This window comes from Psychrobacter glacincola, from assembly GCF_965118485.1.
Classification (GTDB): Bacteria; Pseudomonadota; Gammaproteobacteria; order Pseudomonadales; family Moraxellaceae; genus Psychrobacter; species Psychrobacter glacincola_D.
Map to the genome: position 1 here is coordinate 50163 of NZ_CBCPJH010000020.1, position 15650 is coordinate 65812.

Sequence of the window (15650 nt, forward strand, 5' to 3'; positions counted from 1 at the left end):
TATTACGTTATTTATTTTGAATTTTTATCCCTATTATTGATAGTCAATGGGAGTTGGCATGATTGAAATGACAGAACGCGCCGCTCAGCATGTGCGTGAGTTTTTGGACAATCGCGGTAAAGGCGAAGGCATACGAGTGGGTATTCGTACGGCTGGATGTTCAGGCTTGGCTTATGTTTTAGAGTTCGTCGATATCCCTGATGAGAACGACACCCGCTATGAAAGCCTTGGTGTCAATATTTTTATTGACCCTAAAAGCTTAGTATACCTTGATGGCTTATTAATGGATTATGAAAAAGAAGGTCTCAATGAAGGCTTTAAATTCAGCAATCCTAATCAAAAAGGTGAATGTGGCTGCGGTGAATCCTTTACGGTATAGCCGTCTTTATTAGATTAAATAAAAGCCCTTACAATAATAAATACAATAAAGGCAGACGATATGACCGATAGCACGTTAGAACCACAGTTTGATAACTTCTTTGCTTTATTTGAGCAGCCTGTGCAGTTTGAAGTTGCGCAAGACAGTTTGGATCAGCGTTTACGTCTCTTGCAAAAACGCTATCATCCTGACAATGTTGCAAAAAATGTAGCCGATACTGCCAAAGCACAGCAGCAGTCAGAGCAAGCGTCAGCACTTATTAATCAAGGCTATCAAACGCTGAGTGCGCCTGATAGTCGCGCCAGCTACTTATTAGATATGGCAGGTCAAGCGCAAAATTTAGAGCATTCAATCGCAGACTTGGACTTCTTAGAAGATGCGATGGAGATGCGTATGGATTTGGACGATGCTATTGGCGATAAAGACGTAGCGACGCTCAAGCAGCTGCACCCACAGATTACAGAACGTCTAGCAAAGCAGTCTGCAAATTTTAAAAGTACTTATGAGAGTCAAAACTGGCAAACGGCTATTGATGCGACCCAAAAATTGAAATTTTTGGTGAAGTTAAATGCTGACGTTGTGACAGCGATTGATGGTATCTCGGCAGCTACACAGTTAGATGACGATGATTTATACGTTTAATTGTTGTGTTTCAATCGCTAATTACTATTTAAGATCATAATCTTGGCTGATATTTTAAAAAGCGACGGTTAAAATAGTACCAACTATGGCGTATAATCTCTCACGCTAAAAGCCTTTAATATAATGGCTGATTGCTGTATTCAAACGTTTTTTTCGTAGCAATTTTATGTTGTACTGACGGTAGTGGTTCTACAGTCTTTGTATCATTTCACTTATTCATTTTATCTTTGAGTTATCTTATGTCCTTAATGCAAATTGCTGAACCCAATCAAAGCACCCGACCTCACCAACATCGTTTTGGCCTAGGCATTGACCTTGGTACGACGCGCTCATTGGTCGCCGTGGTACGCTCAGGCAAGGCACAAGTTTTGCAAGCAGGTACAGCGACAGATACTTTGTTGCCTTCTGTGGTGTATTATCAAAGTGAAGGTAACCCATTGGTTGGCTCAGAAGCCCTTGCCCATTTAGCGGATGACCCAAAAAACACCATCATTTCAGCCAAGCGTTTTATGGGTCGTAGCCAAGCTGATATCAAATTCTCTCATCCCTATGAGCTAAGTGGTGGTAAAGATGAGATGCCTGTTTTTGAAACGGCGCAGGGAGCGGTATCTCCTGTTGAAGTGTCAGCACATATCTTAGCAGCGCTTGCACAACGTGCTGATAGCGCATTGCCTGATGAGAGTATTCAAGGTGCAGTTATTACCGTACCTGCCTATTTTGATGAGGCACAGCGTCAAGCGACAAAAGATGCTGCCCAAGCAGCAGGTATTAATGTACTGCGTTTATTAAACGAGCCTACTGCTGCTGCTGTCGCTTACGGTCTTGACCAAGTAACTGATGCGGGTGTTGAAAAACATTACCTTATCTATGATTTGGGCGGCGGTACGTTTGATGTGTCTATTTTAAAGTTAAACGATGGCGTGTTTGAGGTGCTAGCGACAGGTGGTAATAGTGCTCTTGGCGGCGATGATATTGACCGCTTATTAACCAACTGGCTGATTAAGCAGCTACATATCGATCCAAAAGACGTCAGCCTACATGATAAATCAATCCTTGCCCAGCAAGCCAAAGCTTATAAGCAAGTATTGACCGACGCTGAACAAGTTAATATTGATATCATCGTGAATGAGCAATCGTTTAAGGGTGTATTACGGCGTGAATATTTATTAGCGATTGCAGACCCAGTCAATCGCCGTACTTTGAGCGTCTGTGAGCAAGTCTTACGTGATGCCAAACTCTCAACAGCCGATTTAGATGAAGTGATTCTAGTTGGTGGCTCGACCCGTATGCCTGCAGTTCAACAGGTGGTTGCAGATTTCTTTGGTAAAGAGCCGCTTTGTCGTTTGAATCCAGATGAAGTCGTTGCCTTAGGTGCGGCACAAACCGCGCATCAACTGGTCAATGGCGATGGGGATAACAACTTACTATTATTAGACATAACGCCATTATCGCTTGGTCTTGAAACCATGGGCGGTTTAGTTGAAGTGCTTATCCCGCGTAATACCCCCATTCCAGTCAAAAAACGCCAAGTGTTTACCACTTATCAAGATGGCCAAACTGGCATGGTGATTCATGTGGTACAAGGCGAGCGCGAGACTGTCGATAATTGCCGCTCACTAGGACGTTTTGAGCTATACGGCATTCCGTCTATGAAAGCAGGATTTGCCCGCATTGAAGTAACGTTTAGTATTGATGCTAATGGACAGCTGACCGTAAGTGCGCAAGAAACCACCACTAAGACTGAAAGTAAAATTGAGATTGTGCCCTCTTATGGCTTGTCTGATGAACAAAAAGAGCAGTTATTGATTGCAGGCTTTAAATATGCTGAAGAAGACAAAAATGCACGCTCGTTAATTGAAACCAAGGTTGAAGCAGAGCGTGAGATACTAGCATTACAATCGGCACTGAAGGATTTTGACGCTCTACTTTCAGAAAATGCTAAGCAGTCGCTAACGCAAACCATGCAACATTTGCAAGCGGCACTTGATACCGATGACTTAACGCTTATTGATGTAAAAAAACTGGCACTCAAACCGCATAGCGATGCCTTTGCCGCCCTTATTATGAATCAAAGTGTCAAAACCAGTATGGCGGGCACAAGTGCTCAAGACTGGTAATAGAGATAGTTTATCTATATCACTGATATTTCGAATCAAGCATATTTTTATACTTTTAGATTTTACTTTAAATGGATTAGCAGCGGACAAACAACCTTATGCCAAAAATTACTGTACTACCCCATCATGAAATTTGCCCTGAAGGCATCGAAGTTGAACTAGAAGCAGGCGAAAATTTATGTAAAGCACTGCTCGCAAAAGGCATCAAGATTGAACATGCTTGTGAGATGTCAAAAGCTTGTACCACTTGTCATGTTGTGGTACGTAAAGGTTTTAATAGCTTGGATGAGATGGATGATATCGAAGCCGACTTACTTGATCGCGCTTGGGGATTAGAGCCTGATTCACGCTTATCTTGTCAAGTGATGCTTGAGGATGACGATTTAACCATCGAGATTCCTAAATATACTTTGAACCACGCAAAAGAAAATCACTAATTATTGATGACTTTACCTAGCACGTATGTTTAAGCTCTTTGCATTATTAAATTAGAGCCAATACTCATAAAAAAAGCCAGCTATATATCATAGTTGGCTTTTTTATATTCTAATATATGATGTTTAAAACTATAAATTATTTATGATGCTGAACCTCTTTTTTACTGGCTTTACTTATCTCAATAGCAACCGCTTGCTCTTCTTGCTCGATACGTTCAAGGGCAAGATTAAGACGGCTTCTGATATCTTGATAATCATTATCTTGCATGTCTCTAAAATTCAAATGTAGATTAAAACCTGGCAGCGTGTGGTCGACCCACTTTGACAATTTGCCTTTATTTTCATCAGGATCTAGTACTTTCCAAGCACTGATTTTATCATCAAAGCCTTTTAACGGAAAAGCACCTACATATTCGCAGTCATAATCATGCGAGATATAGTCATGAGTGCTCTCGCTAATGAATATCTCACTCTTACCTGCAACCGCTTCAAGCCTCGAGGCTAAGTTTGCTTCTTTACCAATGAGCGTATAGCTCAGACGATTATTACTACCAAAGTTACCAACATGACAATAGCCTGTGGTAATGCCCACACGTATATACAAGCCTTCAAAGCCCATCAGTCGCCACTTCTGCCTGAGCGTACGCATCTCACGGCGCATATCTATCGCCATCGCAACGCAATCTAAGGCGTCTTGACGCGGACCATTGCTATTAGGCTCACCAAAAAAACACACCATCCCATCGCCGATAAACTTATCCAACACTGCGCCATGCTTATTGGCAATCAAAGTCATACAGTGCATATATGTATTTAAAATATCCGCCAAATTATCCGCACTCAAACTATCAGATAGCTCAGTAAAACCGACAATATCTGAGAACATAATTGTTAGTTTAGCGCGTTTATTGTAGACCGTTACTGAACTATCTGCTTTAACAATAGGCTCCCACACTTGCGGTGGTACAAAGCGGGTTAATTTATTGATGACTGAGACCATCGTAGTTAAACGCCCAGATGCTTGTTCAGCACGTGTTTCGTAATGAATATATTCATGATAAATATGACGAAAATGGCAAAGCATCACCATCATCGTTCCTAGTAAAATAATAGGCGTTATCCAGCCTTCATGACAGTCTATTTCTCGAGTACTCAATGTGACGCTAACGTAATAAAAAATGATGACAGTAACGACAGCGACAGCAATCAGCTTTAGATGGTTTTCAGAACTACTAAGAATGATACGTAGCCCAATTAATGCCCCCAAACTTAACGAGATAATAGGACAAAACTGAATAGAGCCAATGACTGCAGATAATAAAATAATAACAATATTAGACGTCCAAAAGCTTATTTGACGGCGATAGTTATAAATTAGAATCATGAGACTAGGTAGGCAAACGACGACTAGAAGCGCCATCGAAGTAGGACTAAAGTCAAAATGAAAGGCAAGGAGTATGACGCTTAATATTAGGACAAAGACTTCTGGATAATCGAATCGACGGACATCATTACCCTCTATAGATTTTCTTGGGCTAAAGGTGTCTAAAAATGCCATGATTGTAGTCGCTTAAACCAGAAAAGCCATTGGAGATGTATGTTGAGATACAGATAAGTTATCTTTTATAAATAGCGTTTATTTTTATAAATGATATAAGGCTAATTAATTAGTATGATTTTATATTATACGTTTTTATTCTGTAAATACCTATGTCATTGAAGCTTCAAAGCATACCGTTTGTCACTCATTTTGACACTGCTGTCATTTATTGATAAGCAAAGTACTTTGAGCTGTAACAAAATGGCAAGAGCGAAGTGGATTAAAGCAAAAAAGCCAGATAATATATCTGACTTTTTAACTGTCCTTTATAAAAAAAGGCTTATAGAACCATGCTAAGAACGTTCAAAACCATTCTATTGCATCTGCCAATCGAACGGCATTTGATGGTGACCTCGTAGCGCCATCATTAATGTTTGCTGCATCTGTGCTAATACTTCTTTGGTATAAGGTATCGCTGGTACACCCCATACTGGGTTTGGCCATTGCATATCATTCTGATAGCGGACGATATGATGAAAATGTAGCTGCGGTACTTGATTACCAAGCGCTGCCACATTCATTTTATCGGCTTGGAAAGTCTTGGCAAGTTGGCTTGATAACCAGCTTGATTCACGCAAAAACTGCGTTTGGTCTGCCTCAGACAATTCATACAACTCTTTGATACCTGACACACGTGGTACTAATATCAGCCATGGAAACTGGCAGTCATTGATTAAACGACAAGTAGACAGTGGAAAATCACCCACTAAAAAGCTATCGGCAGCAAGTTTATGATGAAGTTGGAACATAATGACGGTTCTCTTGTTATGGAGTTCAAATAAAAGAAGATAAAAGATAAAGCAATAAAATCTAATACAGTGAAGATAATAGGTTAAAAATACAATGCTGCTATTTTATCAGTTATCCAACCGATAAAATAGCAGCATAAATTATTGGCTGATTTTTAATACTTAGTTTTAATGCTTACTTAAAAATATAACTAATATATCGCTGTTATGAGTAAGCCAATCTCTCTAAGCTGATTCCACCACCGTATGTTCGCTAAAATAACTCAGCAACTCTTGGATAACGGTGATACGCTGCTGCGGCGTTGCCAGTTTATCAGCATCTTGATAGCGAATGCCAGAGGCACCATTCATACGATAGCGTTGCCCATTTGCTTGGATTAGCTTAATAATCGCTAAAGCATCGACTGGCGTATCGGGTGCGAATTCTAACGTCATACTATTACTATTGGCATCAATTTTATTAATCTTTAAGGGCTCGGCTTGTATGCGCAAACTATGAACAGCAAATAACTGCTTAGTCTGGTCTGGTAAAACTCCAAACCTATCAATCATTTCAGTTCGGATATCAGTCAATGCCTCTTTATCATCGGCATTGCCAATACGTTTATAAAATAACAAACGCTGATGCACATCATGCAGATACTCTTCTGGTATCAATGCCGAGCTGTGCAGGTTAATCTCACTAGTAAGCGACAACGGGGTGCTTAAATCTGGTTCTTTACCCGCTTTGATTGCTTTTGTCGCACGCTCCAGCATATCCATATATAAGCTAAAGCCAATCGCTTGCATGTTACCACTTTGCTGCTTACCAAGTATTTCACCAGCACCACGAATCTCCAAATCCTCGCTCGCCAGCATAAAACCTGCACCTAGAGTATTAGCGCGTTCAATCGCATGTAATCGGCGCTTAGCATCGCCTTTAAGCCCTTTAATAGACGGTACCAGCAGATAACAATAAGCTTGATGATGACTACGGCCGACACGACCACGTAGTTGGTGCAGCTGAGCAAGCCCGAACTTATCAGCACGCTCGATGATAATGGTATTAGCATTCGGGACATCGATGCCGGTTTCGATAATAGTTGAACAAATCAGCACATTGAATTTTTTATGATAAAACTGCTGCATCACTTGTTCAAGTTGCCGCTCCTGCATTTGCCCATGAGCGACCCCTACTCGCGCTTCAGGAACCAGCTCACGGATAGTTTCTGCCATACGCTCGATACTAGCCACATCATTATGTAATAGATACACCTGACCGCCACGTAGTAGCTCACGCAAGATGGCTTCTTTCATCAAGGCTTCTGTCTTTTGCATGACAAAGGTTTTAATCGCTAAGCGGCGGGCTGGAGGCGTGGCAATAATGGACATATCACGCATACCAGATAACGCCATATTGAGCGTTCTAGGGATGGGTGTTGCTGTCATCGACATACTATCGACATCGGTCTGAATCGCCTTAATACGCTCTTTATGACGCACGCCAAAGCGATGTTCCTCATCGACAATCATTAACCCTAAATTAGAAAACTTCACATCGGGTTGCAACAGCTTATGCGTACCGATAACGATATCCACCTTGCCCGCTACGAGGTCGGTTAAAACGGTGTCTTGATGTTTTTTACCACCAAAGCGTGAAAGAGTTTCGATACGTACTGGCCAATCAGCAAAGCGATCACGAAAATTATCCTCATGCTGACCTGCCAGTAGCGTTGTAGGTACCAATACCGCCACTTGGTAGCCAGCACTAACTGCGATAAACGCCGCTCGCATGGCTACTTCGGTTTTACCAAAACCCACATCACCACAGATGAGACGATCCATCGGCTGATTTTGGCGCATGTCTTCCATCACTGCATGGATAGCATTGGCTTGGTCAGGTGTTTCTTCAAAAGCAAACTGACTAGCAAATAGCTCATATTGTGACGCATCTATTTTGAAATGAATACCAACTTTGGCCTCACGCCGCGCTTGTATATTCAGCAGTTCAGCAGCAACATCGTGGATTTGCTCCAGCGCTTTTTGCTTAGCTTTATCCCATTTACCGCTGCCAATCTTGTGCAATGGCGCAAGTGCCGGATCACCGCCACTATAACGGTTAATCATTTGTAAGTTGGCGACCGGCACATAAATACTGGCATCATCGGCATACTTTAAATGAATAAATTCTTGCTCACCGTCGCCTACATCTAACGTAATTAGACCATTATAACGACCTATACCATGCTCGATATGCACTACGGGACTGCCTTCGGTTATTTCAGTAACGCTTTTTACCAAAAACTCTTCTGATACACCGCTTTGACGACGACGGCGCGTTTGCAATACTTGTCGACCAAAGAGCTGCGTCTCACTAATCAGCACCAAGCGCTCAGGCACATATACCCCGCGCTCAATAGGCGCAATGGTGAGACCGACCTGTGGCAACTTGTTATCTTTAAAAGCGCTTGTTTTGTCCGCTGCTAAAAACGCTTCAAAGCTATCATAGGCTTTGATATCGATTTTACCTTTAAACAGCTCAATAAGAATTTCACGGCGACCCGCTGTTTCAGCAACCACCAATACAGGTGTCGCCGTTTGCGCTTGTATCTCTAAAAACGCTAACAGCTCAGTTAAAGGTTCGGCTTTTTGGTGATTCACTGATAGCTGCGGCGGCTTTTGCGCACTTAATGTCACTAAGCCTTGCTGTTTATGCTGCGTAAAATCTAACGATGGTTGCGCAGCTAATACTTGACTCTCTAGCACTGAATCGTCAATTGCATTCCCATCATTCATTTCTAAAAGCTCATCACGCGCACTCAGTATCACGCGAGGATAATGATTGAGATGCTCATTGAGAATATTTGATCGCAAATAGAGCAATTCAGGGGCGACAATCGGCTTATCAATATCGTGACGACGCTCTTCATAACGGCGCTGAATCTGTGACCAATAATCCGCCTGTTTTTCGTTAATCAACTCATCAGTAATGAACAGTGCATCACTTGGCAGATAAGTGAATAAACTACTCTCGTCTTCCCAATCTTTTAAATCAAAAAATAATGGTTGATAATACTCAAGACCACTGCTGGCAATGCCTGCCATCACATCTTTATGCAGTTCAAACTTACGGCTGCTGCTATTAGGGAACATGGCAGCGAAATTGGTACGGAAAGTCTCGCGACCTTCGTCAAGCGGAAATTCTTTTGCCGGTAGTATTTGAAATTTCTGAATAGGTTTTGAGATATCTGGCAGTTTATGCAGCAGTGACAGTGACTCTTTGCCCATACTGCTGTCGTTGCCACTCATTATGGTTTTAAGGTCATCAACGGTTAACGTTCGCTGAGTCTGCGGATTAAAGAAACGAATGGTCTCAATCTCGTCATCGAATAAATCCAGACGTAGTGGAAACGGCTGACCCATCGCAAAGATATCAATGATACTGCCCCGTACCGCAAATTCACCCGGTTCAAAGACGTTATCAACCGCACGGTAGCCTGCTTTTGCCAGTAAGCTACGCTGTATATTAATGTCAAATTGATCGCCAACACTTAAATCAAAATGCTGTCCAATCAACCAGCTCGGCGGCGCTACTCGGTGCATTAGTGCCTGCACAGATATTAATAATACCCCTGACGTTGGCATATCAGTTAATAAATTGATACGCTCGCTGACAATATCTTGATGCGGTGACAGCTCATCATAGGTTAGCGTCTCCCAATCAGGAAACACATGAGCATCGACCCCGCAAAATGCCAATTCCGTCTCTATTTGATTAAGCTGATTTTGGTCACGCGTCACCACAACTTTTAGACGGTCGGCAACATTCCATATAGGCGCTTGTACCAAACTTGCTAGCCATAAACTGCTAACGGCACCATGCACAGGCGCAAGCCAACGGCGCTCGGCATTTTCGATAGGAAACAGCTGCTGGTTAATAGAATCAAAGGCGTCAGTCAGAGCAGTGATAGGCATAGAGAGTAGGATCAAAGTTATGAGTCAGAAAGCTATTATACGAATATTTGTGCAATTACCAAAATTTATGCCGTAACGGTTTGTCACTTATTTTTTTTATAAAGAAACCAACTACTAAAATACTCGATAAAATACGTATCCATATGTGAAAACAGCACTGTTAAATTCAAAAACCTTAACGGTTAAGCTGAGGTTCTTGAGTTTGCACTAATTAAGCCGCGCTTAAATTAATGGTTGGTCATTTGCAATAATGCCGTTATTATCCGCATAGACAAACATCCCAGAATTCAGGGTCAAATCACCAAAGCTGATTTCAATATCCGTTTGACCTTCATCGCGACGATTAGATTTACGCGGGATACAGCCAAGCGCCATGACACCAAGATTCATCTGCGCCATATCATCAACATCGCGAACACAGCCATACACAATGACGCCTGCCCAATGATTATCAATGGCAGATTGCGCAATCATGTCACCTAATAACGCGCAGCGCATTGAGCCACCACCATCAACGACCAATACTTTGCCATTACCGTCTTTGTCTTTGCCGTCACTATTTAGCAGTGATTTAACTCGGCTATTATCTTCAAAGCATTTAACCGTCACAATCTCGCCGCAAAACTTATCTTTGCCACCAAAACTATAAAACGATTTGCCTTCGATATTGGGCAAACATACCTGTGATTCAGGGTTGGAATCTAATAAATCGCAGGTTACAAAATTTTCTTTGGTCATCGTTACTGATTCGGGCATGTTGAGACTCCTTGTCTATTATGGTTAAATTATTTCGATTTTACTATTTTATGCTTAGGCTATTTAGCATTTCACTGCTTATTATTAAAGTTTAGTGAATCTGTAGCTTAATATTTTACACGGGTCATCGCAAGCATCTGTTTATTTTCTATAATATCAGTGGTTTTAATTACATGTTCGCTACGATATTTACTGCGGTGGTAGATATCATGGGCACTCATCGCCATCGCACTAGCAACACGTTTTGCAGAAATAGGATGTAAGGATAACGACTCGGACACCAGCGGCGAGATAAGCTGAAAGGCTTTTTGTCCCAGACTTTCAAACGGGCGACCTTTATGCTTGCCAAGTAATAATGATGGACGGAAAATAACCAATTTGGCAAAACCTAATGCCATTATCGAGTTTTCAGTTTCAGCTTTTACGCGATTATATAAAAAGCGACTATTAATATCGGCATTCATTGAGGACAATAAAAAGAAGTTTTCAACGCCTTTATCTTGGCAAAGTTTGGCAAAATTCACATTATAATCATGGTCGATTTTACGAAAAGCTTCATCGCTACCCGCTTGTTTTTTAGTGGTGCCAAGGCAACTAAAAGCATCTGTCTTACTATCAGCACCAACGCTTGCAAAGATTTCGGCTAAGTTATCAAAATCATTCACCTGATAGAAACGCATGCTGGCATTAATGTAGCGAGGCGGACGCCGTGCAATCACAATTAATGTGTCATAAATCTCACTGAGCTGCTTTACAAGATGTTGCCCGACCAATCCTGTTGCACCTATTACCATTGCTTTTCGCTGCATAGCCTATCCATTTATAGAGTGTTGAAAGATTGACGATAGTCAAAAATATGATTTCTAAAAGCCCATCAGTGACGCTTACCACTTTAGTATCATACCTAAATTAATGGATCACTGAGGCGATTATGCAGCATTTATTGTAAGAGATTTTATCAGCGAGTAGTTTTGCTTAGGTTATATCCTTATTCAGAGTCCACTATTTACTAGATATTTTGATAAACACCTATATAAATTGCTATTGAAGGCGTAAAAATTCGCTCATCTATGGGGTGCTGTAACTTCTTTGAGCATTAATCATCAAACTTATTGTTCTAAGGGTGATAATTTGCTAAGATAACCGGCTTTACACGTCAACGCTGTTTAATTATTCCAAACAGTTTTGGCGCTTGCGATGTTCTATTGCTATTAGATACTCTAATAGTATACATCGACATCATGTTTGGCGAGACGGCTGCTCGTTACCGATGATGGTTAAACCCTTTATTGCAATCCACATTCATATTTTTATCTGTCTTTATCAAGGAGATTCGCGTGGCTAATACTGCACAAGCTCGTAAACGCGCCCGTCAAAACACCAAACGTCGTCAGAACTCTGCGTCACAACGCTCTATGGTTCGTACTTATTTGAAACGTGTTGATGCGGCTATCGCTGCTAAAGATTATGACGCGGCTACCGAAGCTTACAAAAAAGCGGTACCAGTTCTTGATCGTATGGCTGACAAAGGTATTATTCATAAGAATAAAGCTGCTCGTCGTAAGAGCCGCCTAAACAAAACGATCAAAGGCTTACAAGCTTAAGATAGGTTGCGTTTAGACCTCATGATGCTTTAAGAGCATTATGACTAAAACCTTGCCACTGGTTCTAATACTGGGGCAAGGTTTTTTTATGCCTGATCAAAAATGATTAACTCATTAATAGTAATAAATAGACACTTAATAAATAACGTTTACGTCCATTTTACTTCTGGTGGTAGTAATAGCTTGCTTGGATGAAATCCTGCAGTACGATAACCATCTAATAAGGTACGAATTGGACGCACATAGATCTCACCGCGCCAGACAAAGTAAGCACTTGCTTGCTCAAATGGTTTGTCATCAAACCATAAAAACACCCCTTCCATCATTTTCGGCCAATCATTCCAATCAATTTCTGTCACATCAAACATCACTGCTAGAAAAGCAGATAACAAAGTATCATGGCTAACCGCCAGCATCAGGTGCCCATGCTGCGGCTGATTTTGATAAAAAAGCGATAGAATATCGAGACCGCCCTGATAAGCATTTTTGGTGCCTTCAAGATTGCCTTGTAAGAAGCGATTGATAAAATTGAGAACGCCAATTTCTTTAAAGATGGGATTAGCAATATCAGGTTCAGTAACTAAGCTGCCAGGCTCAACTAGTAATGACTGCTGCGCAATATCACGGCGCAGTCCTGCACCTTCTTGCATCAGCTTAGCGGTATCAAGACAGCGCCCTATCGGGCTTGAAATGCTATCGACATCGAGCGAATACGGCAGATGTCCTGCCAACCAACGTCCCCAAGACTTGGCTAATACTCGACCCTGTTGGGTAAGCGGCAATTGATAGCTGGCAAAGCCATTACCATCAGAGCGCTCACGTAGAGAGTGTCTGGTAAATAGAATCAGCCGCTTATCTTCAGGCAACAAGCTGACCGAAGACATCATACTATCAGGAAGGTGTGAGGGCGCTGGTGCACTTGGAGTATGACTTGCAAGCTTCTCAACCCATAATTTCGATGTGGGGTTACTAGGAATTTTACTCATAGCTTAAGATTAGCAGGTTTTCTGCATATAATGCACAAAATATAAATTCAGTTGCAATATAAGCTACCTGAATATATTTAAAAAATAGCATTAGCAACGACTTTACGTTAAACAGACACCTGTATTATTAAAAAGGCATCTACTAACCGATATCAATCACCCTATCCCATGCAAATGCCAACGCCGTACTACTGACCTCGTTTGGATAAGCACGTGGATTGACAATGACGCGCGTCTTATTAATTTTATAATCAAATGCTTCGTGCGTATGTCCATGAACCCAAAGCGTTGGTGCCCAGCCCTCAACCATCCAGCTAGATAAATCACTGACAAATGCAGCATTACTCGGCAATTCAGCATATTTCTCAGATACAGATAATGGGCTGATACTATGATGGCTCATGACCACCGTTTTTTTACCCAATACTTTGGCTATTATTAATGCCTGCTTTAGCCATTGGCGCTGCTTAGCATGGATTTGCATTGATACCTCAGGTGAAAATAGCTCGCCGCCAGCATAAATTTGTTTATAATCGCGCATAAAGCGCATAGCTGCTGCCATGGTATCTTCGTTGGCTTGATATTGATAATCTGTCCAAAGCGTACAACCTAAGATTCGTACCTCGCCAATATCAATATGCTGACACTGTAAAAACCGCACGCCCTGCTTTGATTCACCATTATAATTATCCCAAGTCGCCAGCTTTTTATCAAAATGCAGAACGTCTTCATTAAAGTACTCATGATTACCAGCTATCGTAATCAAAGGAACTTTTAAGCGTGCTGCTTGTTCTTGTAGCCATGGCATACCGCTATCACTATTTGCCGTATCTCCAGCCACTAGCACGATGTCTGCGTCGGTTTTAGGGATATGCCCTAGCGGATGCGATTGACGAGCATAACTGTCAATATGTAAGTCACTCAAAATCTGTAATTTCATAATAGCCAATATCATTAAATAAACATAAATAGTTTAGCACCTTTTCAGCGGGCAACAAAAAGTAAAAAAGACAGCGGTTTAGGCTGTCTTTTTATTTTCAAACTGAGTATTTAACTTAAAAGTTAGATACTTTGAAGTTATAAGCTTTGAAATTATAGGCTTTGCAGTATCAACTGTAATTTAGCCGCAGGATCTGCTGCTTGGGTAATTGAGCGGCCAATCACCAGATAGTCAGAACCATCATTTAACGCCTGTTTTGGTGTACAAATGCGTTTTTGATCATCGGCATTATCATCTGATAGGCGAATACCAGGAGTAATAAGCTTAAATTCTTGACCACATAATACTTTTAGCGTTTTTGCTTCTTGTGCTGAGCATACCACACCATCTAGACCGGCTTGCTTGGTCAATTGTGCTAAGCGGCTCACTTGTGCATCTAAGCCGTCCTTGATACCCGTCTGCAAAAGTGCTGCATTGTCCATAGAGGTCAGTACAGTCACTGCAATCAGCAGCGTCTGAAAGTCACCATCTAATAAACGCTGCTTTGCTAATGACATTGCTTCAAAGCCAGCACTGGCATGCACGTTTACCATCCATACACCAAGCTCAGCGGCAGCCAATACTGCTTGCGCTGTAGTATTAGGAATATCATGGAATTTTAAGTCTAAAAACACTTCAAATTGGCGCTGATGCAGCGCTTTGACTATCTCAGGACCACAGCGAGTATACAGCTCTTTACCTACTTTTAATCGGCATAACGCCGGATCTAACTGGTCAGCTAACGCAAGAGAGGCATCCTTTGTCATATTGTCTAATGCAACGATGACAGGAGAATTGATTACGTTGTTCATTGTTATGCCTCTTTATATCAGGTTTATCAAATTATGGTATGCAAAATAAGTAGTCAAAAAGCATCATATCAATATATCAGTAATCGCGTTTTTGCTTGGTCAAGCTTGCACCTTCATTCACGCTATCTACTGCCGAATCTTGTATATTAACCGCTGTCGCACCATAAACAGCTTCATCTACCGTAGGCGCATTTGCTTGGCGATCAATCACCACATTGGCTTGGGTTAACTGCTCTTGTAAACTAGCATTTGCCTTTTGTAAGCGCGATATCTCCCATTTGTTTTGTAAAACACGGAAGATAAGTAATGCTAATAAGATACCTATGACGATACCAAGTATTAGGCATAGTATCAGCAGTAACCCTAAATTCATGGTAGGCGCTTGTGAAAATAGTAAATTCACGCCCACTTCAGTATTATTTGCTAATACTAAAGCTAGAGAATAAGCAAAGCTCAAAAACAGCAGCACTAATAATAAAATACGCATCAGACGTCTCCTTAATTTTTTAATAGAAAAGATCAGTTGGTAAAAACTAAGCCATGCTGATTGATAATACTACATTGTCAAAGATTGGAGTACGTCGTCAAAGATTATAGGCAAATAAGAAAAATCAGCCATTATCATCTATCAATAG

General features: G+C 41.3%; 14 protein-coding genes. 5 read left to right on the forward strand and 9 right to left on the reverse strand.

The window, feature by feature from the left end:
• The first annotated feature begins 58 nt into the window (after positions 1-58).
• The 4 genes from iscA (at position 59) to fdx (ending at position 3575) form a co-directional block, all read left to right on the forward strand.
• Positions 59-379: an iron-sulfur cluster assembly protein IscA gene (gene iscA / locus ACMHKH_RS08985; protein WP_413520299.1), complete on the forward strand. Its 321-nt coding sequence runs from the start codon at positions 59-61 to the stop codon at positions 377-379.
• A gap of 60 nt (positions 380-439) precedes the next feature.
• On the forward strand, positions 440-1021 hold the full coding sequence (hscB, locus tag ACMHKH_RS08990; protein WP_413520300.1) for a Fe-S protein assembly co-chaperone HscB: 582 nt from the start codon (positions 440-442) through the stop codon (positions 1019-1021).
• Between the two features lie 239 nt (positions 1022-1260).
• On the forward strand, positions 1261-3138 hold the full coding sequence (gene hscA / locus ACMHKH_RS08995) for a Fe-S protein assembly chaperone HscA (protein ID WP_413520301.1): 1878 nt from the start codon (positions 1261-1263) through the stop codon (positions 3136-3138).
• A 98-nt stretch (positions 3139-3236) separates the two neighbouring features.
• A complete protein-coding gene (fdx, locus tag ACMHKH_RS09000) occupies positions 3237-3575 on the forward strand; it encodes an ISC system 2Fe-2S type ferredoxin (RefSeq protein WP_413520302.1) in 339 nt (112 codons plus the stop codon).
• Between the two features lie 136 nt (positions 3576-3711).
• Here fdx and ACMHKH_RS09005 read toward each other — a convergent pair whose 3' ends face one another.
• The 5 genes from ACMHKH_RS09005 to ACMHKH_RS09025 form a co-directional block, all read right to left on the reverse strand.
• Positions 3712-5133, reverse strand: coding sequence for an adenylate/guanylate cyclase domain-containing protein (locus ACMHKH_RS09005; protein ID WP_413520303.1), 1422 nt, complete (start codon positions 5131-5133; stop codon positions 3712-3714).
• A 356-nt stretch (positions 5134-5489) separates the two neighbouring features.
• Positions 5490-5924, reverse strand: coding sequence for an HIT domain-containing protein (locus tag ACMHKH_RS09010; RefSeq protein ID WP_290162864.1), 435 nt, complete (start codon positions 5922-5924; stop codon positions 5490-5492).
• A 225-nt stretch (positions 5925-6149) separates the two neighbouring features.
• Positions 6150-9878, reverse strand: a complete 3729-nt coding sequence (gene mfd, locus ACMHKH_RS09015; protein ID WP_413520304.1) for a transcription-repair coupling factor — start codon at positions 9876-9878, stop codon at positions 6150-6152.
• A gap of 222 nt (positions 9879-10100) precedes the next feature.
• On the reverse strand, positions 10101-10634 hold the full coding sequence (gene rraA, locus ACMHKH_RS09020) for a ribonuclease E activity regulator RraA (protein WP_413520305.1): 534 nt from the start codon (positions 10632-10634) through the stop codon (positions 10101-10103).
• A 107-nt stretch (positions 10635-10741) separates the two neighbouring features.
• Complete coding sequence (locus tag ACMHKH_RS09025; RefSeq protein WP_413520306.1) at positions 10742-11443, reverse strand: NAD-dependent epimerase/dehydratase family protein; 702 nt, start codon at positions 11441-11443, stop codon at positions 10742-10744.
• 528 nt (positions 11444-11971) lie between these two features.
• Between ACMHKH_RS09025 and rpsT the strand changes: the two genes are divergently transcribed.
• Entirely contained in the window at positions 11972-12238 is a 267-nt protein-coding gene (gene rpsT, locus ACMHKH_RS09030; RefSeq protein WP_010200097.1) for a 30S ribosomal protein S20, read from the forward strand.
• 149 nt (positions 12239-12387) lie between these two features.
• On the opposite strand, the gene ACMHKH_RS09035 is transcribed toward rpsT, so the two are convergent.
• The 4 genes from ACMHKH_RS09035 to ACMHKH_RS09050 form a co-directional block, all read right to left on the reverse strand.
• Positions 12388-13224 carry a histidine phosphatase family protein gene (locus ACMHKH_RS09035; RefSeq protein WP_413520307.1) on the reverse strand — a complete coding sequence of 279 codons (837 nt, stop codon included), beginning with the start codon at positions 13222-13224 and terminating at the stop codon, positions 12388-12390.
• 142 nt (positions 13225-13366) lie between these two features.
• Positions 13367-14164, reverse strand: a complete 798-nt coding sequence (locus ACMHKH_RS09040) for a metallophosphoesterase (protein ID WP_413520308.1) — start codon at positions 14162-14164, stop codon at positions 13367-13369.
• Between the two features lie 152 nt (positions 14165-14316).
• Positions 14317-15015, reverse strand: a complete 699-nt coding sequence (gene pyrF / locus ACMHKH_RS09045; protein WP_413520309.1) for an orotidine-5'-phosphate decarboxylase — start codon at positions 15013-15015, stop codon at positions 14317-14319.
• Positions 15016-15091: 76 nt separating this feature from the next.
• Positions 15092-15502, reverse strand: a complete 411-nt coding sequence (locus tag ACMHKH_RS09050) for a lipopolysaccharide assembly protein LapA domain-containing protein (protein WP_413520310.1) — start codon at positions 15500-15502, stop codon at positions 15092-15094.
• Positions 15503-15650: the final 148 nt, after the last annotated feature.